A 26549-nucleotide genomic window follows, 5' to 3' on the forward strand; every position below is an offset into this window, starting at 1 on the left:
TGTTATGAATTACAAAATTAATTTATTCAGAAAATATTATTCTTTGATCTTTCTTGGGGCTATCCTGGTTTTTAGCTCCTGTAAGGATGAAAACCGCGGCAGGGAAGTAGATGATCCTGTACAAACAAACATGGCTACAGATACTCTTGCTACACAACAAGTGGAAGTGAGAAATTTTACAGGAGATATAACTTCCATCAATACTGAAACAAATGCCGGTACCGAGGTTAGTGGTACGGTTAACCTTCGTGTGGAAGGTAGCCTAATGAGAATTGTAGTTACTGCTGAAGGCCTGGCGCCAGATATGATGCATATGCAGCACCTGCAAACTGCTGAAACCGGCTCAACACAATGCCCGGGTCAAAATGCTGATGCAAATAATGATGGAATTGTGGATGTGACAGAAGTTTCAAATAGTGATAGGGGAATTCATATGATCCCTCTCCATATGGGGCCATCCTCCCTTGAACCTAATGTGGATACTTATCCCAGAACCAATGTAAACGGGGAGCTGCAATTTCAACGTACTATAAGCCTGGATAGTTTACGAACAGCCGTACAGGAAGAGTTTGGAATGCAGGATGTTGACTTTACCCAATTTTCTTATGTAATACAGGGAGTGGCACAGGACTCAAAAATTCCGCAAACAGTACAATCAGTATCAGGAGTTGAGGCTTATGCGAGTATACCGGTTGGTTGCGCAAAACTCGAGGAGCAATAAAAACATAGAGATATTATTAATCTTCACCGCATTGTTATACAGTGCGGTTTTTTTATGTAGTTCTAAAATTGACTTAAAATCAGGACTTTTTTGTGGGAATTTTTATACAAAAATTTGCATTTGAATTTTTTGTGCTGCTCTGTTTTTCAGTAAATTAATGGCTGAAACCAGCCCTACTAAAAACCATGCACCATGAAAAGAAAAATTACTATTGCGCTGGCACTTCTATTTTTAACTACAGCCTGTTCCCGAGTAGCACCCCCGGCAAAGGACAACATGTTGAAGAACAAATCCTTTGTCTACCTGTTCTTTAGTACTGAAAAAGAATGCCTGGAAAATCAACCCGATGATGATTTTTCCTCAATTGCCACCAACAGGTAGATTTCTATGATAACAATGTTGTAGAGATCATGCTTACAGACATAATTTGGAGAGGAAAGTATGAAATGGAGGGTAATACCGTTATCCTCACCTTTGAACCTAGTTATGAGATCCCAGATGGGGAGATCCTTTTTGAAATTCTGAATCCTGCCAAAATCCTTAAAACTGATAATGGTACAGTTTGGAAAAAGATCTCTGGAAATTCTATTTGGAAATAGATAATGTCTATTTGGAAATAGATAATGAAATATAAAAAAACAGCCTGAAAAATCTATGTCAATAATATCCTTTATGGATTTAATTTGACAAAATTTTTCAGGTTGTAATTTATTTCGGTTATACCTTCACAACCATCTTACCCTGATTTTTTCCTTCGAAAAGATCCAGAAAAGCTTGAGGTATATTCTCAAACCCTTCTATTAGGGTTTCAGAATACTTTAATTTATCCTCCTGGAACCACTTTGAAAGTTGATTGATGGCAGGACCAAACTCCTTGACATAATCCCGCACAATGAAACCCTGCATGAGAGCACTTTTCTTGATAAGAATACCTTCAGGTCTTGGACCAACAGGGATTTCTGTCTCATTATATAAAGAAATGGCACCACAATTAATGATCCTTCCAAATTTATTGATATTGGCAAGCGCAGCATCAAGAACCTCGCCTCCTACATTATCAAAATAGACATCTACTCCATTAGGGCAGGCATTGGCGATAGACTTCCTCAAATTTTCTGAAGTGCGGTAATTGATACCGTCATCAAAATTTAATTTCTCAATAGTCCAGGAGATCTTTTCATCTGTCCCGGCAATTCCCACCACCCGGCAGCCTTTAATCTTTCCAATTTGCCCCACCACACTACCTACAGCTCCTGCAGCACCAGAGACTAAGAGGGTTTCACCAGGTTTTAAATTACCTATTTTTTCAAGCCCCAGGTAGGCTGTAATTCCTGTAAGGCCAAGAATTCCAAGGTGAGCTGTTAAAGGCGCCTGCTCTTTATTAACTTTATTAAGGCCGTTTCCATTGGTAACCTGATATTCTTTCCATTGAAGCATACCTGAAACATAATCTCCCTTCCGAAAATTGGGATTTCTGGATTCAGTTACCTCTGCTATAACTCCCGATTCCAGGGGTTCATTTAATTTAAAAGGATCGATGTAGGACTTTTCATCTCTCATCCTACCTCTTAAATATGGATCTACAGATACGTAGAGGGTTTTAAGCAGGATCTCTCCTTCATTTATAGTTGGTATTTCTTCCTGCCTGAGCTCGAAATTATCAAGGACAGGTTTTCCGGCAGGGCGTTCTTTTAATAGTATACTTCTATTCATTATGAATGATATTTTAGGATTTCATACGGATATTTTTTCATTATTACCTGAATTTACAGGATACTATAAAGATAAATGAAGATTATCTCGTAATGTTCCTCTCCACAATTTTTGAGAAAAGATTAACGCTCTTCCTTTCAAATGCACCTACCTTTGCCGCATAATTCTATAGAATATCATACTGTTTTGACCTTCCAATTACACGGTTACTATAAGGGCCTTACGGGTTTCCTTCGAAGTACAGATTTCGCTAAGGCCGTGATCCTTGGGCTGGCTATTACCCTCCCAATAATAGTGGCTGTAAGTATGGAAAGATTTGAAATTGGTCTTGCACTGGCTCTTGGAGCCCTTCTTAGTTCCCCAAGCGATGTTAGCGGTAGCCAAAGACATAAAAATTACGGGATATTGCTCTCTGCACTTCTGGCCGTTCTTGCCAGTCTTTCAGGCGGATATTTAATCAAAGAATCCTGGGCAGGATTGCCTGTATTGGGCCTGGTAATGTTCAGTATTTCATATTTGTCGGTATTTGGATTCAGGGCTTCGCTTATTGCCTTTTCAGGATTATTTGCACTGGTTTTAAGCTTTGCTAATATTTCTACAGTACTGGAACTGTATGAAAGAGCTCTGTTAATTGGAGTAGGGGGATTGTGGTACCTGGGCTTGACCTTCCTATGGCAGCTCATTAACCCAAAAGGGCAAACAGACCAGCATCTCGCCCAAAGTTTTGATCTCACCGCAAAGTATTTGGAAACCCGCGCACATCTAATCATCGGTCCAAAAGGCCGGTCCAAATTCCTGAAGCAATTAATTGAGCTGCAAAGCGAACTCAATGAGAATCACGAGACCCTTAGATCTATTCTTATTTCATCAAGAAAAAATTCCGGTAGCTCCAATTATGAAAGAAGACGATTATTAATTTTCATACAGCTGGTTGATATGCTGGAGCTGGCAATGGCCAATCCTGTAAATTATGAAAAAATGGACAGGCTGTTGGAAAAAGAACCGAAACAAATACTGGTTTTTCGGGATCTTATCCTGGTAATGGTAGCAAGAATGAGAGAGCTATCTTTAAATATTCATAGAACAGGGGAAGTTTCAATTTCGAAAAATATGGAACAGGCTCTTACCGCTGTTGAGGCCTCTTTAAAAAATTATAAAAAAGACGGGAATGGGGGTGCAGATGAAGGTTTTCTAATGCTGCAAAACCTGTATAATTATCAGGAACAACAGGTAGAAAAAATCCATAAGATTGAGCGCCTCCTGTCCAGGAAAGACCTTAAGGAGCTTAGGTTGATCAAAAGAGATGAAGTGGCCAGGTTTATTACCCCGCAGGAATATGACCCAAAGATCCTCCTGGAAAATTTTAGCTTCAGGTCTGCTATTTTTAAACATTCCCTGCGGTTGGCCGTGGTAGTTATGGCAGGATATGCCATTGGCGAATATTTTTCATTACAAAATGCCTACTGGATCCTACTTACGATCATCGTGATAATGAGGCCAAACTACGGGTTAACTAAAACCAGGTCCAAAGAAAGGACAATAGGCACCCTAATAGGCGCAGCGGTGGCCATTGGAATTGTATTTATCACCCAGGATCTAAGGATATATGCTTCCCTGGCAGTGATCTCCCTGGTATTGGCATTTGCGATGGTCCAAAAGAACTACAAGGCATCGGCCTTATTTGTCACCTTAAGTGTTGTTTTTATATACGCATTGCTGGAACCAAATGTCTTTAACGTTATACAGTTTAGGGTTGTGGATACTCTTATTGGAGCGGGCCTTGCCACTATAGGTAATATATTATTGTGGCCTTCCTGGGAATCTTTTGGCTTAAAAAAGGTTATTGTGGAAAGTCTCACTGCAAATAAAGATTATCTAAAGGAGGTTACGCACTTTTATGAAAAGAAAGGAAAACTGCCTACTTCCTACAAACTTTCAAGAAAACAAGCATTTCTGGGGATGGGTAATTTAAGTGCTGCTTTCCAAAGAATGACTCAGGAACCCAAACGGAAACAAAAGAATCTGGAAAAGATCTATGAGATCACTGTTCTTAACCACAGTTTTCTTTTTTCCCTGGCGTCCATGGGAACCTACATTCAAAATCATCCAACCACTAAAGCTTCCTCGCATTTTCTTTCCTTCACTTCGAATATTGAGGATAACCTTGATCGCTGCGTTTCGTTACTCGATAAAAAGGAATTGGATGAAAACAGGGATATCTTCAGGCAGCAGGAAGCAAGGGCTTTTTTTGATGTACGATATAATAAACTAACCGGTAATCTTAGCGGTACGGGCACCTTTGAAGATCCCGGAACAAGTGAAAAGGAACTGCAGGAAGCCCAATTGATCTATGAGCAATTAAGGTGGCTGCTTGAGCTTACTGAAAAGCTGGAAAAGACCATACGAGAGACAGACCTTACTAAGTAAGTAAAAGCTGGAGGGGAGAAACCATAGATATTTCTATGATGGAAGCATATATCCTTTTGTATGGCTTACTTTTGAAGAAATGAAATACCTCCTGTCCCTTATCTTACTACTCACCGCACAAACGGTCCTGGCCCAGCTCGGGTTTTGTTCAGGAAGTAAGGGTGATCCCATTTTTTTTGAGGATTTTGGAAGTGGTACCGGTACCGGAAATCCGTTGCCTGCCGGCGTCACCAGTTATAACTTCGTAACCGGGGATCCAAATGACGGGCAGTATACCGTTTCAGACAGAATTGGAGTTAACAACGGCTCCTGGCATTCGAACTTGCCAAATACAAATATGTCGGGAGGCAGGGCCCTGATTGTAAATGCCGACTTCAATGCCGGCAGGTTTTACAGGACCCCGGTTTCAGGTCTTTGCGAGAATACAACCTATGAATTTTCAGCTTACTTGATGAATGTGTATGATCGCAGCAGTGGGGTTTGTGAAAATGGAGGAATCCCTGTAAATGTAAGATTTGAGATTTGGGATGAGACAGACAATTTCCTTCTCAGGAGTGGAACTACCGGGAATATAGCTTCCACCAATTCCCCTCAATGGAGGCAATATGGATTGACCTTTCAAACGGAACCCGGGCAGGCGGCGGTGATCCTAAAAATGTTCAATGAAGGAGAGGGTGGCTGTGGCAATGATCTTGCTATTGATGATGTTGTCTTTAGATCTTGTGGAGATCTAACCACGGTTTCTGCTCCAGATATCCCTAATTCCACCCTATCCATTTGTGAAGAAGATACACCTGTCTCAACGACTTTAACTGCAACACCAGATTTCACAGTCTATAATCAGCATTTTTTTCAGTGGCAGGAAAGTGTGGATGATCAAAACTGGACAGATATAAACGGAGAAACCGGAGCTTCATTTAATACACCGGCTGTAAGCACTTCCACTTATTATCGGGTAAAGGTGGCTGAAGATCCTTCAAATCTTACAAATAATCTTTGCAGTTCAGCTTCCGATTCATTTTTTATAGAAGTTATAGAAACTCCCCTGGCACCTGTGAGTAGGGGTGATGTAACCACCTGTGAAAATGAAATTAATTATCTGGAAGTTGATGTTGAAGCAGGGGAAACTGTGAATTGGTATGATGCTGCTATTGGAGGAAATCTACTTGAGGAAGGAAGCAGCACCTATGATCCTACTAATACAGGAACCTATTATGCAGAAGCTTTAAGTAGCAGCTCCTGTGCTCCCGGCCCGCGTACCGCAATAGATTATATAGTGTTTCCACTTCCACAGGTTCAGGATGAAATAAAATATTACTGCGGTGAAGGCTCCCTGCAGCTGGAGGCGGGGGTAGATAATATGAGTTATTCCTGGAGTACGGGAGAAACCACAGGTATCATAGAGGTAACAACTACCGGGATTTTCACAGTGGTTATTACTACCGGTAATGGATGCACGGTGGAGAAAAAGATCGAGGTAAGGGAAGTTCCAGTTGCAGGAATAGAAGAAATTTTATCAGATGGGAATTCGGTTACAATAATAGCTTCCAATGAAGGTTTATTTGAGTACTCCCTGGATGGTATTAATTTTCAGCGTTCCAATAAATTTAATTTTATAGAGGGTGGGGTCTATACCGCCTTTGTGAGGGACCTTCAGCAGTGTAATATGGCAGTTCGGGAGTTTCCGCACATTGTGGTGCCGCAGTTTATGACTCCTAATAATGATGGTTACAACGATTACTTTCAGCTTCCCGGAATAGAATATTTCAGCTCTTCAGAAGTCAGGATATTTGACCGGTATGGGAAATTATTAAAATCTGGCAGTGGACAAAATTTCAGGTGGGACGGGACTTTTATCAATAAACCCTTACCGGCAGATGATTATTGGTACGAGATACAGATTGAGGGATACGCGCCAATAAAAGGTCACTTTAGCCTAATAAGATGATCTTTCAGCAAATTTTATACGCTGGCAGTTAATCGTTACCAGTGCCATTCCCGCTGCGAGAATAAGCATGATGCTAGTAAAGCTCACATTGCTGTCTATTAAAAACCCTACAAGGAGAGGTCCCAGGGCGGTACTAAGAACCATGAACATAGTGAAAACACTACGTATTGCTCCCATTTTGGCTGTGCCATACATCTCTGCAATGAGTGAGGTTTGAACTGTCCCGCTCATCCCTACCGTAATGCCTGCCAGAATGAGAAAAATGAGTGCTCCCAGGATGCTGCTCATAAAAGCAAAAGGCAGCATTCCTATTGTAAACGGAATAAGGAAATACCTAAAAAGCACTTTTGCTGAAAACCTGTCCACCCATATCCCACCAAAGATGGAGAATACGAACCTTGTTGCTGCATATACGGTAAAAAAAGTAGCATACAATTGTACACTCCAGTTCTTGTCCACTACAAAAACATATTGATAAAAGAATATTGCCGTAACCGTAAAACTAAGTGTAAAACTAGCCGGCATCATAATCCCGAATTTCTTTTCGAAAACCACTTTCTTATAATCCTTTAAAAGAGAAAGGGTTGAAGGCCTCCCTTCCAACGAAAGTTGTTTATCGAAATCGGCCAGGTTGGTGAATTTAAGCCTTATAAGGTATATTAATAATGCGATTCCACTGGCAATTGCAGCAACTCGCCAATCAAACCAGGCAATTATAAAAGCAATTACAAGTGGAAATATAGCTTCTCCAATAGAATATCCCAGGGAGGAGATACTTAGGGCTTTCCCGCGATTTTTATCGAAATATTTGGAGATCACCGTCATACTTATATGACTTAGCAATCCCTGCCCGGTAAGGCGCAGGCCTACTATCGCAATGAAAAGAAAGGCAATATGATAAGAAAATCCCAGGAGGATACTGGAAGCTGCAAGGCTTAGGATGGTAAAAGCGGTAACAATCTTAACAGGTTTATGATCGACCGTGTGACCTACCGTAAGCATTATAATCGAGGAAATTACAGTACAACCTGCATATATGGCACCAAATGTTCCCTCTGTAATTTGAAAATCCCTCACAATTTCAGGAACATAAAGGGAAATGAGGAAAGTTTGTCCAAAGCTTGAAAGGAAGGTAAGGAGCCAACCAAAACTTACTTTCCGAAAATACTTTTGAGGAAAATATAGAGGTCTTTCAAATTATCGATTTTAACCTGCAAAGGTAATTATGCAAGCCAATGAATAAAATTTAATTATAAAGAAAAAGGCTGCCTTTTCAGACAGCCTTAGATTCAATTAAAACCGCTTTCTTACTTTTGAGATTTCTTAGGTGCAGATTTTTGATCTTGCTGAGATCCGCTTTTTCCTGGAGCAGATTTCTTTTGATCCTGCTTTTGATCCTGCTTTTTGTCAGATTTTTGATTCTGTGCCATGATACATATATTTAAATGGTTAATAAGTCACTAAAGTAGGAGGAAAAGATTCTCAATGGATTTTGATTAATAAATTTTTAACAGCAGTTTAAGTGTTAATTATTTCCCTTTAAAAATTAAAATCTGCCTGGTTATTAAGCCTGGATTAAATAGTTTTCTTAAGCTATGTTTTGTGCAAATAAGCTTAAATTTGAATATAAAATAGAAGAAAGATGTCCCGCAAGAAGATCGTGGAGCTAATCCAGGAACAAAAGCAGGTGCCAAACCTGAGGTATGCCATTAAGGAGAAGACAGAGGATTTTACCAATCTTTTGTTCTATACCTTATTTGATAACGCGACCCCTGTAGAGGAAAACATTCATAAACTTGAAAAGGATTTTGAAGAACTTGCGAAGCTGGTTTGCTGGGAACCCGGTATGCCGTGCAAGGAAGTTTGGGACAATTATCTGGAGTTGCTTCCTGCTATCCTTGAGAAATTGAACCGGGATGCCAAATGTATTACAGAACATGATCCTGCTGCAAACTCCCTGGAGGAGGTATATCTAGCATATCCCGGTTTCTTTGCGATTGCAATCTACAGGTTAAGCCATGAGCTTAATAAGTTTGGATTGCCACTTGTTCCCCGGTTAATGAGTGAATGTGCGCACCGGCTTACAGGAACAGATATAAACCCGGGTGCAGAAATTGGGGTCCCGTTTTTCATAGATCATGCGACAGGAGTGGTCATTGGAGAGACTACCATCATAAAAAATAACGTAAAGATCTACCAGGGAGTGACCCTGGGAGCTCTGAGTGTAGAACGCAGTCTTCGAAATAAAAAACGACACCCAACCATAGAAGATAATGTTACTATTTATGCAAATGCCACAATCCTTGGTGGTAAGACTACTATTGGAGCAAATAGTATTATTGGTGGTAACGTTTGGCTTACTTCATCTGTACCCCAAAATTCCACTGTTTCACACACCCCTCAAATAAAAATCCAAAACTCTGTAAAATCATGAGCCACTCCATACTGGACCTAATTGGAAATACTCCCATTGTAAAAACCACTACCTTAATAAGCAATCCAAAAGTTTCTCTTTATCTTAAACTTGAGGGACAAAACCCGGGGGGAGTGTGAAGGATCGTGCTGCATATAATATGATCAAAAGTGCCCTTGAAAGGGGTGATATTACAAGAGAAACAAAATTGATAGAAGCTACCAGCGGTAATACAGGAATAGCCCTGGCTATGATTGCGGGTATCTTTAAACTGAATCTTGAGCTGGTAATGCCCGAGAATTCTACCATCGAGAGGGTTCAAACAATGCGGGCCTATGGTGCCAAAGTCACCCTTACAGCTGCTGAAGGTGGTATCGAAGGCGCAAGGGATCATGCTGAAGCAAAGATGAAAAAAGGGAATATCTTTATGATCAACCAGTTTAGTAATGATGACAACTGGAAAGCCCATTATAATTCCACCGGCCCCGAGATTTGGAGAGATACAAAAGGAGAGGTCACCCATTTCGTTTCTTCAATGGGAACCACCGGTACCATTATGGGCACTTCGACCTTTCTAAAAGAAAAAAATAAAGAGATCCAAATTGTGGGAGTCCAGCCGGAAGATGATGCCCGAATTCCTGGTATAAGAAAGTGGCCGCAGGAATATTTGCCCAAAATATTTGTTCCTGAGAAAGTGGACAGGATCCTCGAGGTGAATGAGCAGGAAGCAAAAGAAATGACAAGGCGCCTGGCAAATGATGAAGGGATATTTGCTGGGATGAGCAGTGGTGGAGCTACTGCTGCTGCTGTAAGACTTTGCGATGAACTTCAGGAAGGCGTGGTGGTAAGTATTGTTTGCGACAGGGGGGACAGATATTTATCATCAGATCTTTTTGAATAAAAACACCATTCTAAATGGCTGGTTCGGATTTTCCTGCCGAGATACCTGCCATAAAAAATGGTGCCATTTAATTACTCTTTATAATGGGTAGCAAGTCCCGTTTCTTTCTCAGCGTCTAGTCTCAGGGTCTGCTTTTTATTACCATTTTTTAAGGTTATTACGAAAATTTCTTTATCGATCTTATCCTCTTTTCCTTTTGCTTTATAGCGGTTCCTGATCATAGTCCAGCCATTATAATCTGTTACAAGATATTCAGTGATATTTCTGGGAAGTTCTACGTTTTTAAAATTTTGGAAATTCTTGATCCATTCACCATTCTTGTCATAGAAGGCCAAAACGTTCCCTCTTTTACTTTTAAAGGTGATCTCATATGAATCATATTTTTCTTTTTTCACAGTAGCTAAATATCTTTTCATATCAAAAAATTCCTTTATAAAACCAATTGAATTACTGGAAAACTCATTTTCGTAAAGTTCCTGGATTTTATACTCCGTCGCATCCTTACCAACTTTTACCATCATAACATCAGGAAGATTTAGTACCTCCAGCTCTATTACCTTTTGCGCCTGCCCAGTGGTTAAAAAACCAAAAAGTAACAGGCATAGAATAACTTTTTTCATTAGAAATTGTTTAAAATTAATAATGCATAAAGTTAATTTGAAGCTATGGTCCGTAATACTACCTGGGTAGTATTACTTCACTGAAATTGTTAATTTTTGAATCTATATCAAAATGTCTTTTATAAAAACATTTGATCTATCTATGGTTTTAAGAGATGTTGAAGAAATTTTAAGTCTTTTACTTCCAGGCTGTTCCTGGATGTTTTAATTGACCCATTTTTTTTCAATATTTGAAGATGGCGGTTTATAACTGCACCGGTAGACCCAATTAAATATGCTATCTCTTTATTGGAGAGATCATTAATTAGGTGAAGATTTGAAGTGCTGTTGATGTTTCTAAGCAAGAGCTTAATTAATCTGGTTGGGATATCTTTAAAAGAAATATCTGTAACAAAATTTTCTAATAAACGTAAATGCCTGCCTGTATAGGTAAGTAAGTTTTTATATACCACCGGGTGGGAATTTAACCATAATCGTAACTTTTCCATAGGAGCAGCAAGAACCTTAACCTCATCAAGACATTCATAATATACATGATGTTTACAGCCGTCTATAAGGCAAAAGAGATCAAAAGCATCATTTTGGGTGAGAAGAAACAACGTCACTTCTTTATCTCCATTTTTTTCCACCTGATACATTTTTACCCTGCCAGAGAGAATTATAAAAAAGTGAAAAAACAGCTTTTCGCTATTTAAAATGCAGGTATTTTTAGGCCAGGTCTCTTCGTGGAATAATTCAAGTAGGTTTTGAATTTGGTGTTCCTTAAGGTCATTTAAAAGCACACAGCCCCTTAACAGGTTTTTTTGTTCAGCAAATCTTTCCCCTTCCATAACTAAGAATTTTGGGCATCCTGGAGACAGGGGGGCAGAGGGGAAAATTTAGGTAAATACTTAACAATATACCTTTTGTAGAGGTAGGGTCTATAAAAGAACACCCGGCAGGAAATTCACCTAATATACACTATTAGAGGGAGATAGGCGATAATTTTAACAGCCAAAATTTTAATTAGGAGTAAAGATTTTATTATAGCCTAAAAATCTGCTATTTTTGCAAAATTGCAAATTAGATAAGAGATATATGAGCGTTGAAACTTTTGGACTTGAAGCAAAGAAGAATGATAAAACCCTTTATGATTACCAGCAGGTAGATATAGACAAGATCTTCAAGGTTATTGACGCACATCCTCAAAGGTATAACCTCTTATACCAGTTGCCTACCGGGGGTGGAAAGACGGTTATTTTCTCCCAAATAGTTAGGGAGTATATTCAGCGCACAAATAAAAAGGTGCTTATTCTTACTCATAGAATAGAGCTTTGCAGGCAAACCTCCAAAATGCTTTCAGAGTTTGGAGTGCTCAACAAGATCATAAACAGCAAGGTAAAGGAACTGCCAGACCAGGAAGATTATATGTGCTTCGTAGCCATGGTAGAGACCCTTAATAATCGTCTTCATGATGAAAAACTGGAGATTGAGGATATTGGCCTGGTGATAATCGATGAAGCCCATTACAATTCCTTTAGAAAACTATTTAAATTCTTCTCGGGTTGTTTTATTCTGGGAGTAACAGCGACACCTCTTAGTTCCAATATTAAACTCCCAATGAAGGATAACTACAGGGAGTTGATCGTGGGAGATTCCATTACCTCCCTTATCGAAAAAGGATTTCTGGCCAGGGCAAATGTTTATAGTTATGATGTTGGCCTGCAATCCCTTAAGGTGGGGATCAATGGAGATTATACCGTAAAATCTTCAGAAGAGCTTTACTCCAACATGACAATGCAGGAGAAGCTGCTAAATGCTTACCTGGAGAAAAGTAAAGGCAAGAAAACCCTCATTTTTAATAATGGGATAAATACATCCAAAGAGGTATATGAAACCTTCAGAAATGCAGGTATTCCTATAAGGCATCTTGATAACACCACCAGTAAACAGGACAGGAAGCAAATCCTGAAGTGCTTTAAACATACTCCAGATGCTATTGTAACCTCGGTGAGTATACTAACAACCGGTTTTGATGAACCTTCAGTAGAGACCATCATTCTTAACAGGGCTACAAAATCCCTTACCCTCTATTTCCAAATGATTGGAAGAGGATCCAGGGTGTTACCGGGTAAGGATGAATTCACCGTGATAGACCTGGGAAATAATATGGCAAGGTTTGGACATTGGAGTGCCCCGGTAGACTGGAAGCAGCTTTTCCGGGCACCAGACTTCTATTTTGAGAACCTTCTTAGTGATGAAGAAATAGAGCGTGAATTTAAGTATGTTATGCCGCCAGATCTACGGAAGCAATTCGCAAATTCAGATAATGTAGATTTTGATGTTGAAGATGCCTATGACGAAGTGATCAAAAAAGGATTAAAGTCAAAAACTGTCCTGGATTGGTCTATGGAGCAGCATGTAAAAATGTGTGTTGAGAATAGTGAAGATGTTTTTGACGCCCGTATCCTTGCCAAGGAGTTAAAAGATGATATTTCCTCGAGGATCAAACAATATTCTTATTGCATAAGTAAAAGCACCAAAAACTACAGGGAATGGCTGGAAGAGGATTATTCCAGGAGATTGAGGTTGCAAATAAATAAGGAATTCTAGTACTGTACGCAATTGGCGCTGCAAAACTAATAATTGAATCTAAGTTAAAGACACAAGTTTGCAGAGATCCCGATATTATTACCTGGTAAAGATCCAGTACCTTGGTTACAGGCTTCACGGCTGGCAGCGGCAGCCAAATTTTAAGACCGTGGAAGGCCTTATAAGGAAGACCTTAAAGTTTGTACTGCCAGATATAAAAACCAAGATCCTTGGATCAAGCAGGACAGATGCAATGGTCTCTGCCAACGAGGCTGCTTTTGAACTGTTTGTATATGAGGAGCCTTTGCAGGATCTACAAGACTTTCTTCAGGTATTCAATAAGAATCTGCCGCCAGATATCCGCGCGCTTTCGATTGAAGAAGTAGATGCGGCTTTTAATATTATCCAGCATCCAAAGCAAAAAGAGTACCTCTACTTGTTTTCCTTCGGAAGCAAAAACCATCCTTTCTGCGCCCCGTTAATGGCAAACATTCAGGATGACCTGGATATAGAACTCATGAAAAAAGGAGCTGCCATGTTTCAGGGAGAGCACAGTTTTAAGAACTATACTGTAAGCCCTTCAGAAAAAACAAAACTCACAAGGCTTGTAGAAGTTTGTGGCATTTCCGAAAACGAGCTATACACGGCAAATTTCTTCCCGGAAACCAGTTATATATTTTCTGTAAAAGGCAGCGGATTCCTCCGGTACCAGATACGCCTAATGATGGGAACTTTGATCCAATTGGGAAAAGGGGAGGTGACACTTCAGGATATTCAAGACAGCCTGAAGCCGGAGAGTGAGATGACTATGACCTTCATTGCCCCGGCATCTGGACTTATATTAAATAAAATAGATTTTAAGTAATAGCCGTCCTGGACCTTTCCACTGAGGTTAACAGCAGAAAAAGTGCAGCTAATTATTAAGAATCTTCCTTTTCCAAAACAGCCAGCGCCAATCTTATGGTTCCATAGTCTAATGCCTCCTGGAAATGTTCATAATAAGGCTTCAGGGTTTCGGGATCATCTAATTGTTTTTTAGCCTTTTTCACGGCTTCAAGGTCTTGCCGATCAATGAGCTTTTCAAGATTTGAAATTTCCCCATCACTATATAGTTTGGCCAGATGTGAATAGATGGTCGTCGAGGCCAGGCCTCTTTTTTGAGCGATCTCCTCCACACCTAAACCTTCCTGGAAAAGCTGTTGTGTTTCTTTATAGGTATTGCTTTTTTTGGTTTTTTTTCCGCTTCTTTTCTTTTTACTGAAGGCGATGATCTCCTTGATGAACTGGTAACCATAATCCTGCATTTTCTTTTTACCCACACCACTTATTTGCATAAAATCCTCATCTGTCATAGGACGTTCTTTTTCCATTTCCCGAAGCGTCGCGTCACTAAAGATGTGATAGGCGGGAATATCTTCTTCCCTTGCTATACGAAGACGCAGCTGCCTTAATTTTTCAAAGAGGGTGGAGGCTTTTTCTTCTTTCTCTGCGGTCTCTGCAGGGGTGCTTAAGATCTTTTCAGGAACTTTGGCAAGTTTTACCTTTTGATTTTCAAAAAGTACCTGTTTGGCAAGGGTAGTTAATCTTAAATGATTGTGATGGTGAAAGGCGATCTCTATGAAACCCAGGTTGATGAGCTGGATAAGATATTGCTGCCAGTCCCTCCAGGAAATTTCGGCACCAACTCCATAGGTTTTTACCTTCTGATAGTTTTTCTCCAACACACCTTCATTCTTAGCACCTCTAAGAACATCTATAACAATCGTGATAGGCTCGCCACCCTTTAATCTGTAGATGCAGGAAAGAGCCTTCTGTGCTATTAGAGTACCGTCAAAGAACTGCGGGGGATTCTTACATATATCGCAGTTCCCGCAGTCCTCCTGTTTTAATTCGCCAAAGTAATTAAGCAGGATCTTCCTCCTGCAGGTAACCGCTTCAGAGTATTGCTTCATTCGTTCCAGCTTGGCAAGCTGTACCTGTTCATTTTTGGCATTGGCGGCAAACTTCTGCAGCTGTACAACATCTGCATAACTATGAAAGAGCAGGGTTTGTGACGGCAGGCCATCCCTTCCTGCACGGCCAATTTCCTGGTAGTAACCTTCCAGGTTCTTTGGCATATTGTGGTGGATCACCCAGCGAATATTGGATTTATCTATTCCCATTCCAAAAGCAATGGTGGCACAAATCACCTGTTGCCGGTCATTGATGAAATCGTCCTGTATTTTAATGCGCTCTTCATGCCCCAGCCCGGCGTGATAAGCTTCGGCTTTTATTCCTTTAGCCTTCAGCCTTGCTGCGATCTCCTCGGTGCTCTTGCGGCTAAGGCAATAGATGATCCCGCTCTCATTCTTTCGGGTTTTCACGAAATTCAGGATTTGTTCGAACTTTTTGATCCCCTGGCGAACCTCCAGGCTAAGGTTCTTACGGTCAAAAGAAGCTATATGTTTATTGGCACCGGGGATATTCAATTGTTGTGCAATATCCTTCCGCGTAGCTTTATCGGCCGTTGCAGTGAGGGCAATCACGGGAGTAGAGGGGAAGCGGTTCTTTAAATAGCCAAGCTGAGTGTAGGCCGGTCTAAAATCGTGCCCCCAGCTGGAGATGCAGTGGGCTTCATCTATGGCGATTAAGCTAAGGTTTTCCGGGACCAGGAGGCGGTCAATGATCTGCAGACTTTCAGGAGCAACATACAGCAACTTAAGCTCCCCGGCTTCCACCCGGGTAAAAATGTCCTGATGCTCAAGAGAACTTTGGCTACTATTCAAAAAAGCAGCAGGAATTCCATTGGCAGTAAGGCCATCAACCTGGTCTTTCATTAAAGCTATTAAAGGAGATACCACCAGGGTAATTCCCGGTAGTAATATCGCAGGAAGCTGGTAGCAAATGGATTTCCCGCCACCCGTGGGCATGATGACCAGGTTATCTTCCCCTGCAAAAACAGCGTCTATAATTTTCTTTTGTAGGGGCCGGAAGGTGTCATACCCAAAATATTCTTTTAAGGTGCTTAAAAGTTGTGCTTCTTTCATTCCGGCAAAGGTATAAGATAGATGACGATGTTTAAAAATGTATCTCGATAATTTCAGGATTCATTTTTTTAGAAAAGGCTCTTCCATAAAACTATTTAAACCTGAAAATCGCTCAGCAGCCAAAACTTTTATATTTTTAAGGAAATTATAGTTCATGGTAAAACGTACCAGGCTTCTCTTAAGGAGGCCCAAGTCTACAAAAGCACTTAATCAGCCTCCCGGGACTGTTACATATATTGGCAGAAAGGAATCGGCCGAAACAAGGCTGGAAGTCATAGATTACAATAAAGAAAGTTTTGAGCGATACACCTCTACCAGGCCCGAGGATGCTTTTGATTTTGAAAATGAGAACAAGACCACCTGGATCAATATTGATGGCTTAAGCAATACGGCGGAGATCGAGAAACTGGGAAAATACTATAATCTGCACCCTTTGATCCTGGAAGATATTGTAAATACGAATCAGCGCCCAAAAATAGATGAATATCAGGATTTCATATTTGTGGTGGTAAAAATGCTCTATTTCCCAAAAGAGGCCACTTCGAAAACAAACGGAAACCTGGTAAGTGAACACGTGAGTTTTGTGGTTGGAGAGGATTATGTGCTTAGCTTTCAGGAAGCCGGGGGCGATGTATTTGACGGGGTAAGGGAAAGGCTTGAAAATGGTAAGGGGCGCATACGTGGTAACGGTGCAGATTATTTGCTTTTTTGCCTTCTGGATGCCATCATAGATAATTATTTCGAAGTTATAGACCATATGGGGGATCAGATAGAATTTCTCGAAGAGGACCTCTTTCAGAAGCAACCCAGTGATGACATAACATTTCAAATACAGGAATTAAAGCGAACTATTCTGCGCATTCGCAGGGCCGTCTTTCCATTGAGGGAGGTTTTAAGCAGGCTGGAGAAAATGGACACTAATCTAATACAGGAGAAAACAAGGAATTATTTTCGGGATCTATATGACCATATTACCCAGGTTTCAGAAAACATAGAGATCTACAGGGAAATGACCTGGGGCTTAATGGATATGTACATGACCACAATAAGCAATAAAATGAATGAAGTAATGAAGGTGCTTACAATCATTGCTACCATTTTTATACCCCTCACATTTATTGCAGGGATCTACGGGATGAATTTTGAATTCATGCCAGAGCTTCAATGGAAGTATAGTTATTTTGTTCTATGGGGTATAATGTTGATGGTATTTGTGGTGATGTTGTATTTTTTCAGAAAGAAAAAGTGGTTATAAAAACAATAGTTCAATGATCAAAAGGTTTTTATTTATTGGTATCCCGCTCATTCTAACGGTCTCCTGCAAATCTTCGGCAGATGAAAAAAAGGATAATCCAAATGAAAAAATTACAAAGATGGAAGTAGCATATATTGGGACGTACACGAAGAAAGAAGGTCACGTAGATGGGCAGGCAGAGGGAATATATACTGTTTACCGGGATCCTGAAACAGGTAAATTGGAGAAAGGGAACACAGCAGCAAAGGTTACCAACCCTTCATTTGTAAAAATGAGCAAAGACAAAGATTACTTATACGCTGTTAGTGAACTGGGCGCAGGGGATGCCCCATCCGGTTATATTCACTCCTTTAAAATAAATGAGGACCATGGCCTGGAGGAGATTGGTAAAATTTCTACTGAAGGTTTCGCTCCCTGTTATATTGCTGAAGATATAACAGGCAATTTTATTTTTGTTGCAAATTATGTTGGGGGAGTGGTAATGCTGTATGAAAAAGCTCCTGATGGCAGCCTGATGATAAAGCAGAAAGTCACATTGGAAAATCCTGATAAATCCCATCCACATTCGGTGAATATTTCGGCAAATAATAAACACGTCTTTATCAACGACCTGGGAAATGACCGCATCTGGTTCTTTGATTTTGATGCTGAAGGAGGAGAACTCCTGGCAAAACCTTCTTCCCATATTCAGCTTACTGAAGGATCCGGCCCCAGGCATTTCGCTTTTTCTTCAAAAGGTGAATTTGGATATTCAATTAATGAACTTAACAGCACTGTAAGCGCTTTTGAAATAGGGGAGAACGGAGAGCTCGCTCACCTAATGAATATTTCTACTTTACCTGAAGGTTATAAAGAAGAGAACTCTGCTGCAGATATTCATCTGCACCCATCAGGTAAATATCTATATGCTTCCAATCGCGGGCATAACAGTATTGTTGGTTATAAAATAGAGGAAAACGGAAAGTTAGGAGTCCTTGCCCATACTTCAACCGGGGGAGAGACACCAAGAAATTTCGCAATTTCCGGTGATGGTGATTTTCTATATGTAGCCAATCAGGATTCCCATAACATAGTTACATTTCAAATTGACAAGGCGACGGGTGAATTAATTAAACTGGATGAATTGCAGGTTAAGACTCCGGTATGTATAGAATTCCTTTAGGATCTAAGATTCTTCTTTATTTCTAAACCCTTTAACTATTAGATTAGGGAAAATGTCTTAAATTAATAAGGCTTAAATTCAATCGTTATGAGAGTTAGTGTATTATTGAGCATTTTCCTTATGACCGGATCTACGATTTTTTCCGGTTGCAGTTCCATGAGAGCCGGTGAAGAAGATGTGCGAACCGCTGTAGATGTTCCGGAAAGATTTAGTACTCCTCCCGGTTTGGCCTGGGGAGCCAATACCTGTATCAACCCAATTATAGACCCGGCAGATGGAACCGAACTTATTCTTATTCAATCGATGGATGGTTTGGGTGATTACCGTGTAACCGGTGGAAAATACGGGGTGAATACGGGAGAACTTCTCCGCCTAAATTGCCGTACCGGGGAAGTGGTGGGAATAGTGAGAGGCAGGTAATAGTGAAAACCTTTTAACTTTCCTTAGCAGCTAAGGCTTCATTTTAATATTATCCTGGATTGCTTTATTTAATATAGCAACACTTTATTCCTTTTCAAGAGATCATTTTTACCAATTTTAAGTACCTGTTGGTAGGAAGAAATATTAAGTGAAGAACCCTTCGCTGCAGGGATTTTTAAAAGCATTAAATACCATTTGGTACAAATCCTTGTAAAATTAAGGTTATCTAAAAACACATAAGATGGTAAAACTAAATTAACCTTCTTTTGTTGTTGTAATAATTATCCTACATAATAACGAAATGAGAAGGAAATTAACAGTTTTTCCTACAGCTTCTTTCGTATAAAAACTCTGACTATGAGTATCTTAACAAAATTTTGGGCTCTTGGTCGAAATAATTTTTTCCGTGCAAACTTTCTGCTTAGTTTTAGATTAATAAATTTCCCCTCACCCCACAATTAGTTCCCTACAATTTTTTGATCCCATATTTATATTGAAGTTTTTTAGTGCCGGTATGTTTCCCAAAACAAACATCGGGATTTGAGATTCAGGCTTCAATTGTTAATATGAACCATAAGGCCGGAAACACATTCCCCTTGTTTCGAAAAGCCTTCCCCACAATGGTTTGACAGGTTATAATTTCCCCACTTTTTAAATTGGAATATTTTTCCGGAATCTCCTAAAATGGGACTCAGGACGGCGGAGCCTTATGCTTTTTCGCAACCTACACCTAATTTTCCAAACCAAAATATATGAAAGTCGCACTTATAACCGGGGTCACCGGGCAGGATGGAGCTTACCTTAGTGAGCTGTTACTCAACAAGGGCTATATTGTCCATGGTATTAAAAGAAGAGCTTCTTCTTTTAATACTGAAAGGGTGGATCATCTCTATCAGGATCCACATGAAAAGAATAAAAATTTCATCTTACATTATGGGGATCTTACAGATAGTACCAACTTAATAAGATTAATACAGGAAATCCAGCCAGATGAGATCTATAATCTGGCAGCTATGAGCCACGTGCAGGTTTCCTTTGAAATACCTGAATATACAGGAAATACAGATGGTTTAGGTACCTTGAGGATTCTTGATGCTGTAAGGCTTTTAGGTTTGGAGAAGAAGACCAGGATCTACCAGGCCTCCACGTCTGAACTTTATGGAAAGGTACAGGAAGTTCCTCAAAGTGAGACTACTCCTTTTTATCCAAGGAGCCCCTATGCAGTGGCTAAATTATATGCCTATTGGATCACGGTAAACTACAGGGAGGCTTATGGGATGTTCGCCTGTAATGGGATCTTGTTCAATCATGAATCGCCCATAAGAGGGGAGACCTTTGTAACAAGAAAAATAACCAGGGCCGTAGCGAGGATTGCTCTTGGACTCCAGGATAAATTATATCTGGGAAATCTGGATGCGCGAAGGGACTGGGGACACGCTAAAGATTTTGTGCGGGCCATGTGGATGATATTGCAGGCAGAGGAACCTGAAGACTGGGTGATTGCCACGGGGAAAACTACAACAGTCAGAGATTTTGTTCAAATGGCTTTTGCTGAAGCCGGCATAGAAGTAAGCTTTGTAGGTCGGGGAGTGGAAGAAAAATCCTTTGTGAAGAATTGTAAAAATCCGGATTATCAACTCCCGGTTGGAAAAGAGGTACTTTCTATAGATCCTCGATATTTCAGGCCCACAGAAGTTGAGTTGTTAATTGGAGATGCCACCAAGGCAAATACAAAATTAGGATGGAAACCGGAGTTCGATCTCATGGATCTTATAAAGGAGATGGTGCAGGCAGATTTACAACGAATGCTTAGAGATAAATATTTAAAAGGAGAAGGATTTGAAACCCTTAATTATTTTGAATAAAAACTGGTTTGATTTTAATACAGAAGGTGCCCAATGAAAATGAAACTTGACTCTAGGATTTATATTGCAGGTCATGAAGGACTGGTAGGATCTGCAATCTATTCAACCCTGAAAAAGAAAGGATATACCCGGCTTATTACCAGAACTCATAAAGACCTGGATTTAATAGATTGCCTGGCGGTGGAGGATTTCTTTGAAGCCGAAAAACCCGAGTATGTATTCCTGGCGGCTGCAAGAGTTGGTGGAATTGTGGCCAATAACACCTATAGGGCAGAGTTTATATATGAGAACCTGATGATACAAACCAATGTAATTCATTATTCCTATCTCAATGAGGTAAAGAAATTAATGTTCCTGGGAAGCACTTGTATCTATCCAAAGGAATCTCCTCAACCTATAAAAGAAGAAGCCTTGCTAACGGGAGAACTCGAATACACCAATGAACCATATGCTATTGCAAAAATTGCCGGGATAAAGATGTGTGAGAGTTACAATTTACAGTACGGCACCAATTTCATAGCTGTGATGCCCACTAACTTATATGGGCCAAGGGATAATTTTCATCTCGAAACATCTCATGTTCTACCGGCTCTTATTCGTAAAATGCATCTTGGGAAGGCACTGGAAGAAAATAACTGGGAGGCGGTTAGGGATGATTTGAACAGGAGGCCAATTGAAGGTTTGGATGGCAGCCAGGGGAAAAAGGATATTTTGGAAATTTTAAAAAAATATGGGATTTCCTCCAATTCACAATCTGAGGTAAATGAAGGGGTAAAGGAAGTATCAGTGGAAATTTGGGGTAGTGGCCAGCCGTTAAGAGAGTTTTTGTGGAGCGAGGAAATGGCAGATGCATGTGTCTTCCTTATGGAAAACAGGGATTTTGGTGATATTATCTCGCTACGGGAAGTTTCTGAAGAAAGAAACCAGGAAATAAGAAATACTCATATTAATATAGGAACTGGAAGAGAGATCTCTATCGCCCATCTCGCTGAAATAACCCGGGTAATTGTTGGGTTAAGGGGCAAACTTCATTTTAACACCGATAAGCCGGACGGAGCGCTTCGTAAATTGACTGATGTTTCTAAGTTAAATGCATTGGGCTGGAAATATGAGGTTGAACTGGATGAAGGGATTTATAGATTATATAAATGGTATAAGTCGAGTATTTATAATCTGGAATTAACGAACAGAAGATAATTTATTGATATTTAAATTCCTTTATATTGAAAAATATTACCTCCTCAGCTCAAGATAAAGATATAATGAAAACTTTATTAGCAAGTTCACAGGAAAATAGGGGAGTGCCTATACAAGAATGGGATCTGGAAATTAAACCTCGTGATAAACTATTTAATTTACATTTCAGGGAGGTATGGAATTATCGCGATCTTTTGTGGTTATTGGTACGAAGGGACTTTGTAGCATTCTACAAGCAAACTATTTTTGGACCTTTATGGTTTTTTATTCAACCCATTTTTACCACTTTCCTATTTACTGTAGTATTTAATAGAATGGGAGGTTTCAGTACTGATGGAATCCCTGCTCCTTTGTTTTATATGTGTGGAACCATTGCCTGGAATTATTATGCTGAATGCTTAACAAAAACAAGTACTGTCTTTAAAGATAATGCCTACATTTTTGGAAAGGTTTATTTTCCACGGTTGATTATGCCTTTGAGCATAATCTTTTCCAATCTGGTGCGCTTTGGAGTTCAATTTTTGTTATTCCTCATTTTGTTAGGTTATTATATGATACAACAGGGGAACTATTATTTCAACGAATATGTACTTTTATTTCCAGTTATACTTATTTTAATGGCACTTCAGGGTTTGGGACTTGGCCTCATAATTACGGCTATGACCACCAAGTATAGGGATCTTACCTTTGTGGTTACTTTTGGAATACAATTATTGATGTTTGCCTCTCCCGTTATTTATTCTTTATCCACCATTCCTGAAAAATATAGTGTTTTCGTGGAATTAAATCCATTAAGCGGATTAATAGAAACTTACCGTTTTGGTTTTACTGGAGGCGGGGATTTTTATCAGGGAGCCTTCATTTATAGTATAATTGCCAGTCTTGTAATTTTTATAAGTGGAATTGTCGTCTTTAATAAGGTAGAAAAGAATTTTGTTGATACAATTTAAGTAGTATATAATGGCTCTTTCCATAAAAGCAGAAAACATTTCAAAGGTATACCGGCTGGGTGAAATTGGTACAGGTACAATTTCCAGGGATATTGAACGTTGGTTTGCAAAAATACGCGGGAAAGAAGATCCTTTTTTAAAAATTGGAGAGGATGAGAATAGTGCATTATGGGGGAAAAATGATACTATCTGGAGCTTGAATGATATTAATTTCGAGATCAACCAGGGAGATACAGTAGGACTCATTGGGAGAAACGGGGCAGGAAAAAGTACTTTATTAAAAATACTAAGTAGGGTTACCGCGCCATCCAAAGGTGAAATCAAAGTAAAGGGTCGAATAGCAAGTTTATTAGAGGTAGGAACAGGATTTCATCCGGAGTTAACCGGACGTGAAAACATTTTTTTGAACGGAGCTATTCTGGGCATGAGAAAATGGGAGATAGCAAAAAAATTTGATGAAATAGTAGCTTTTGCCGAGGTTGAAAGGTATGTTGATACCCCTGTAAAGCGTTATTCTTCGGGAATGTATGTAAGATTGGCTTTTGCCGTAGCTGCTCATTTAGATTCTGAAATTTTAGTTGTGGATGAAGTTCTGGCAGTAGGTGATGCTGAGTTTCAAAAGAAATGCCTGAGTAAAATGGGAGATGTTAGTAAATCTGAAGGAAGAACTATACTTTTTGTAAGTCATAATTTACATTCTATAAATACTTTAACCAATAATTGTATGTTATTGGATGCCGGGAAGCTGCTACATTATGGCGAAACCAACAAAATTATTAATTTTTATAACGATTTAAATAAAAGTAAAGAGCTGGTTTATACTTCTGCTCCTGATAAAACCAGGCCAAAAATTACAAAGGTGAAATTAAATACCTCTTTGCCAAATAATGTTCACTGTAACGGGGAGGATTTAGTCGTTGAAGTTGAGGTAGTAGTTCCTAAAAAAATAAAAGCAGCATGGTTATGGGTACGAATTAAAGATTCAAACGAAATTATTATTATCCAAATATGGACCAGTCATCACGACCAGCCTTTGTTTAACCATCCAGGAATTTATCTGGTGAAATGTAGCCTCCCAAACTGCAAACTATTTATGGGAAACTACTCCTTTGACTTCTGTATTTCTGGACCCCCGGGTGGCCAATTTTATGAATATATTCAGAGTATCTGTCCACTTGAAGTGGTTATGTATAATAACCACAGAGAATGGCCATGGCGGAGTAATGAGTGCGCATATCTGGCGGAGAGTACATGGGAAATTAAAAAAGAAGAGTATAAACCTGCTTTACATAAGGTTTAGAAAATCTAAAACTTGGTTTCTAACCTTGTTATTAGCAAAAATGAAAAAATGAACTTTAAGAATACCCTTTAATTTTCTTTTTTTTTACAAACCTCCTTATTGTATGTTAGAGCGAATACCATCATTGCCACCTGAAATAAAACCGGTTGCTAAAGGTATTCCAAGACCAATGTGGTCTGTAATGATACCTGTTTATAACTGTTCTCAATTCATTCCTGAAGTTTTGGAAAGCGTGCTTAAACAGCATATAGCGGAAAAGGATATGCAAATTGAAGTAGTAGATGATGCAAGCACAGATGCTGATGTAGAAAAAATAGTGCAGGAAATTGGTAAAGGAAGGATTAATTACTTTCGACAATCCAATAACATAGGTAGCCTACGTAATTTTGAAACCTGTATTAATCGTTCCCATGGAAAATTTATCCATTTATTACATGGAGATGATCGTGTTTTACCAGGCTATTACCACACTATACAGCATTTATTTAGGCAATATCCTAAAGCAGGAGCAGCTTTTTGCAATTACCGGTACATTGATGAAATTGGACATGAAAAATTCTGGCAGCCACTAGAATCAGATAAGGAGGGGATTTTAGAAAATTGGCTCTTACGAATTGCGGAGCGTAATCTTATACAATATGCGGCCATTACAGTAAAGCGGGAGGTATATGAAGAATTGGGATCCTTTTATGGTTCCACTTTTGGTGAAGATTGGGAAATGTGGGTGAGAATTGCACAAGCGCATAAATTTGCATACACCCCTAAAGTTTTAGCAGAATATCGGCAACATGATTCTTCAATAACAGGAGAAAAATTTCTTAACGGTGATTCCCTGAAAGATTTAATACTTATAATGGACCTTGTTCAGAAATATGTACCACAAACACACAGAAAAACTGTACTACGAAAATCTAAAAAGTTTTACGCCTGGTATGGGTTGCATAACGCTGCAGATGCGTGGAAAAGAACTTGCAATAAGAAAAGTGTTCATAACCAGATTAGGCAATTATTAAAGATGCACAACGGTGATTTTGGAATGTACAAAGTTATAGCAAAGCTTTACCTCAAAATGCTACTTAATTATAGGTAGGAATTATTTTATCAAAGTCCATGGGAATGTTGGAAGTTTCGGTAATTATATGTACTAATAACCCAAAGTTTGAAATCTTAAAACGGACAGTGGAGGCTATAATACAACAAACTCTGCCTCAGGAAAAATGGGAATTGCTAATTGTAGATAATAATAGCAACACCTCCGTTAAGGATTTACCGGGGTTTAATTGGCCTACATCTGTAACACACCTGGATGAAGCCAAGGTGGGCTTGATTTCTGCCAGAATAAAAGGAATAAAAGAAGCGAAAGCAGATTTACTGGTATTTGTTGATGATGATAATTACCTAAAGGCAGATTATCTTGAAATCCTGATTAAAACTATGCATTCAATGCCACTTTTAGGAGTTCTGGGTGCAGGAAAGATAGTACCGGCGTTTGAAAAGCCTCCTTCAAATGAAGAACTACCGTTTTTGCGATCCCTTGCCATTCGCAATGAGGTGCGGGCGCATTTTTCTAATGCAGTTGGCTATCATAAAGCAATACCCTTTGGTGCTGGACTATGTATTCGTAGATCTATTGCTCTGAATTATATGGAATCCTTACGGACTAGGCCACTTGCAGCTTCTCTTGACCGCAAAGGGGATACACTCCTTTCCGGAGGTGATATAGATCTTGCGCTTCATTCGTGTCGTGACGGATATTTATCTGGAGTATTACCAGAGCTCGAGCTTGTTCACTTTATACCCAAATCCAGGTTAGATCAAAAATATTTAATAAAAATCGCAGCAGGTCACGCGGCATCCAACTTTTTGCTTTCACAACTCTGGAACTTCGAGGGCTATCCTGAAAACCCTCTAATGAGATGGGCCCGATATTGGAAAAACCGTCTAAAAAGTAACGGTCTTTCAAGAAAAATTCTAATAGCGGAGTATTATGCAGATAAGAAAGCACGTAATCTTTGGAATTTGAATAATAATTGAATTTCTGAAAAAATAAAATTACGAGT

General features: G+C 39.5%; 23 protein-coding genes and 1 pseudogene. 18 read left to right on the forward strand and 6 right to left on the reverse strand.

Annotation, left to right across the window (positions count from 1 at the left end; genetic code table 11):
- Positions 1-4: 4 nt before the first annotated feature.
- The 3 genes from FHG64_RS00325 to FHG64_RS00335 all read left to right on the forward strand — a co-directional run bounded on the left by FHG64_RS00325 (position 5) and on the right by FHG64_RS00335 (position 1320).
- Positions 5-721 carry a hypothetical protein gene (locus tag FHG64_RS00325; RefSeq protein ID WP_139064580.1) on the forward strand — a complete coding sequence of 239 codons (717 nt, stop codon included), beginning with the start codon at positions 5-7 and terminating at the stop codon, positions 719-721.
- A gap of 192 nt (positions 722-913) precedes the next feature.
- Positions 914-1102, forward strand: a complete 189-nt coding sequence (locus FHG64_RS00330) for a hypothetical protein (protein ID WP_139064581.1) — start codon at positions 914-916, stop codon at positions 1100-1102.
- Between the two features lie 29 nt (positions 1103-1131).
- Entirely contained in the window at positions 1132-1320 is a 189-nt protein-coding gene (locus tag FHG64_RS00335; RefSeq protein WP_139064582.1) for a hypothetical protein, read from the forward strand.
- A 118-nt stretch (positions 1321-1438) separates the two neighbouring features.
- Here FHG64_RS00335 and FHG64_RS00340 read toward each other — a convergent pair whose 3' ends face one another.
- Positions 1439-2434 carry an NADP-dependent oxidoreductase gene (locus tag FHG64_RS00340; protein WP_139064583.1) on the reverse strand — a complete coding sequence of 332 codons (996 nt, stop codon included), beginning with the start codon at positions 2432-2434 and terminating at the stop codon, positions 1439-1441.
- 141 nt (positions 2435-2575) lie between these two features.
- Here FHG64_RS00340 and FHG64_RS00345 point away from each other — a divergent pair, with 141 nt between their 5' ends.
- Positions 2576-4861 carry an FUSC family protein gene (locus tag FHG64_RS00345; RefSeq protein ID WP_139064584.1) on the forward strand — a complete coding sequence of 762 codons (2286 nt, stop codon included), beginning with the start codon at positions 2576-2578 and terminating at the stop codon, positions 4859-4861.
- Positions 4862-4940: 79 nt separating this feature from the next.
- On the forward strand, positions 4941-6809 hold the full coding sequence (locus FHG64_RS00350; protein WP_139064585.1) for a T9SS type B sorting domain-containing protein: 1869 nt from the start codon (positions 4941-4943) through the stop codon (positions 6807-6809).
- Here FHG64_RS00350 and FHG64_RS00355 read toward each other — a convergent pair.
- Both FHG64_RS00355 and FHG64_RS19760 read right to left on the reverse strand, forming a co-directional pair.
- Positions 6798-7910: an MFS transporter gene (locus FHG64_RS00355; protein WP_139064586.1), complete on the reverse strand. Its 1113-nt coding sequence runs from the start codon at positions 7908-7910 to the stop codon at positions 6798-6800. The two genes, FHG64_RS00350 and FHG64_RS00355, sit on opposite strands and share 12 nt — an antisense overlap.
- Before the next feature lie 206 nt (positions 7911-8116).
- Positions 8117-8239, reverse strand: a complete 123-nt coding sequence (locus tag FHG64_RS19760; RefSeq protein WP_262710272.1) for a hypothetical protein — start codon at positions 8237-8239, stop codon at positions 8117-8119.
- A gap of 212 nt (positions 8240-8451) precedes the next feature.
- Here FHG64_RS19760 and epsC point away from each other — a divergent pair, with 212 nt between their 5' ends.
- Together epsC and cysM are read left to right on the forward strand one after the other, a co-directional pair.
- Positions 8452-9243, forward strand: a complete 792-nt coding sequence (epsC, locus tag FHG64_RS00360; protein ID WP_139064587.1) for a serine O-acetyltransferase EpsC — start codon at positions 8452-8454, stop codon at positions 9241-9243.
- Positions 9240-10123, forward strand: a pseudogene (gene cysM / locus FHG64_RS00365) (cysteine synthase CysM). Before epsC ends, cysM begins: the two are co-directional and overlap by 4 nt.
- Before the next feature lie 71 nt (positions 10124-10194).
- On the opposite strand, the gene FHG64_RS00370 reads toward cysM, so the two are convergent.
- Positions 10195-10743 (reverse strand): hypothetical protein, encoded by a 549-nt coding sequence (locus FHG64_RS00370; protein WP_139064588.1) that lies wholly within the window; start codon positions 10741-10743, stop codon positions 10195-10197.
- A gap of 140 nt (positions 10744-10883) precedes the next feature.
- Positions 10884-11573, reverse strand: a complete 690-nt coding sequence (locus tag FHG64_RS00375; protein ID WP_139064589.1) for a Crp/Fnr family transcriptional regulator — start codon at positions 11571-11573, stop codon at positions 10884-10886.
- A 247-nt stretch (positions 11574-11820) separates the two neighbouring features.
- On the opposite strand from FHG64_RS00375, the gene FHG64_RS00380 reads away from it, so the two are divergent.
- Both FHG64_RS00380 and FHG64_RS00385 read left to right on the forward strand, forming a co-directional pair.
- Positions 11821-13335 (forward strand): DEAD/DEAH box helicase, encoded by a 1515-nt coding sequence (locus tag FHG64_RS00380; protein WP_139064590.1) that lies wholly within the window; start codon positions 11821-11823, stop codon positions 13333-13335.
- 58 nt (positions 13336-13393) lie between these two features.
- The gene (locus FHG64_RS00385; protein WP_139064591.1) at positions 13394-14179 is read left to right on the forward strand and encodes a tRNA pseudouridine synthase A; all 786 of its coding nucleotides are present in this window, start codon (positions 13394-13396) and stop codon (positions 14177-14179) included.
- A gap of 55 nt (positions 14180-14234) precedes the next feature.
- On the opposite strand, the gene recQ is transcribed toward FHG64_RS00385, so the two are convergent.
- The gene (recQ, locus tag FHG64_RS00390) at positions 14235-16340 is read right to left on the reverse strand and encodes a DNA helicase RecQ (RefSeq protein WP_139064592.1); all 2106 of its coding nucleotides are present in this window, start codon (positions 16338-16340) and stop codon (positions 14235-14237) included.
- A 154-nt stretch (positions 16341-16494) separates the two neighbouring features.
- Here recQ and corA point away from each other — a divergent pair, with 154 nt between their 5' ends.
- The 9 genes from corA (at position 16495) to FHG64_RS00435 (ending at position 26523) form a co-directional block, all read left to right on the forward strand.
- On the forward strand, positions 16495-17595 hold the full coding sequence (corA, locus tag FHG64_RS00395; protein ID WP_139064593.1) for a magnesium/cobalt transporter CorA: 1101 nt from the start codon (positions 16495-16497) through the stop codon (positions 17593-17595).
- Between the two features lie 13 nt (positions 17596-17608).
- Entirely contained in the window at positions 17609-18757 is a 1149-nt protein-coding gene (locus FHG64_RS00400; protein ID WP_139064594.1) for a lactonase family protein, read from the forward strand.
- A gap of 87 nt (positions 18758-18844) precedes the next feature.
- Complete coding sequence (locus FHG64_RS00405; protein ID WP_139064595.1) at positions 18845-19177, forward strand: hypothetical protein; 333 nt, start codon at positions 18845-18847, stop codon at positions 19175-19177.
- 752 nt (positions 19178-19929) lie between these two features.
- Positions 19930-21042, forward strand: coding sequence for a GDP-mannose 4,6-dehydratase (gene gmd, locus FHG64_RS00410; protein ID WP_139064596.1), 1113 nt, complete (start codon positions 19930-19932; stop codon positions 21040-21042).
- A gap of 39 nt (positions 21043-21081) precedes the next feature.
- Positions 21082-22239: a GDP-L-fucose synthase family protein gene (locus FHG64_RS00415; RefSeq protein WP_139067851.1), complete on the forward strand. Its 1158-nt coding sequence runs from the start codon at positions 21082-21084 to the stop codon at positions 22237-22239.
- Between the two features lie 65 nt (positions 22240-22304).
- Positions 22305-23189 (forward strand): ABC transporter permease, encoded by an 885-nt coding sequence (locus tag FHG64_RS00420; RefSeq protein WP_139064597.1) that lies wholly within the window; start codon positions 22305-22307, stop codon positions 23187-23189.
- Between the two features lie 10 nt (positions 23190-23199).
- Positions 23200-24489 (forward strand): ABC transporter ATP-binding protein, encoded by a 1290-nt coding sequence (locus FHG64_RS00425; protein WP_139064598.1) that lies wholly within the window; start codon positions 23200-23202, stop codon positions 24487-24489.
- Between the two features lie 103 nt (positions 24490-24592).
- Positions 24593-25579, forward strand: coding sequence for a glycosyltransferase family 2 protein (locus tag FHG64_RS00430; RefSeq protein WP_168191292.1), 987 nt, complete (start codon positions 24593-24595; stop codon positions 25577-25579).
- Between the two features lie 26 nt (positions 25580-25605).
- Entirely contained in the window at positions 25606-26523 is a 918-nt protein-coding gene (locus FHG64_RS00435; RefSeq protein ID WP_168191293.1) for a glycosyltransferase, read from the forward strand.
- The last annotated feature ends 26 nt before the right edge of the window (positions 26524-26549 follow it).

It is taken from the genome of Antarcticibacterium flavum (assembly GCF_006159205.1).
Lineage (GTDB): Bacteria > Bacteroidota > Bacteroidia > Flavobacteriales > Flavobacteriaceae > Gillisia > Gillisia flava.